The sequence below is a fragment of the Halorubrum sp. SP3 genome, from assembly GCF_005435195.1.
Lineage (GTDB): Archaea > Halobacteriota > Halobacteria > Halobacteriales > Haloferacaceae > Halorubrum > Halorubrum sodomense.
The window spans coordinates 1-441 of sequence record NZ_SGTU01000385.1 but is presented as its reverse complement, the minus strand read 5'-3'; the positions used below and the strand labels follow the sequence as shown (position 1 = coordinate 441).

1 protein-coding gene is annotated in these 441 nt (G+C 71.9%); it reads right to left on the bottom strand.

Translation table 11 applies throughout. From position 1 onward, the window contains the following. Positions 1–209: 209 nt before the first annotated feature. On the bottom strand, positions 210–441 hold a 232-nt coding region (locus EXE42_RS16950; RefSeq protein ID WP_137707059.1), incomplete at its 5' end, for an aminotransferase class I/II-fold pyridoxal phosphate-dependent enzyme.

Genomic DNA, 441 nt, shown 5'->3' with positions numbered 1-441 from the left:
ACGCGAGCGCCCCCACGTGCGCCGCCGCCGCCTCCGATCCGGCGCTCCCGTCCGTCGGGTACAGTATCCTGTCGTACATCGTACCACCAAGCTGAAACTTCGAGGAGCGGGGTGAAAAACGCACCGCAGCCCCCGTTCGCGGCCGGTCCGCGAGTTCGTCCGGGTCGGAAGCGGGCGGGACGGCGGCGTCTGCGGGCGGTCGGGCGGCGTTACAGCAGGTCGTTCGCGACGAGTCGGTCGACCGCCTCGCGCAGGCGCTCCTCGCTCGCGGCGTACGAGATGCGGGCGTAGCCGGGCGCGTTGAACGCGCTGCCGGGGACGCAGGCGACCGCGGCCTCCTCGATGGCGCGCTCGCACCACGCCTGGTCGTCGTCGTCGACCGGGATCATCATGTAGAACGCGCCGTCGCCGACGTCGACGTCGACGCCGTGCTCGTCGAAC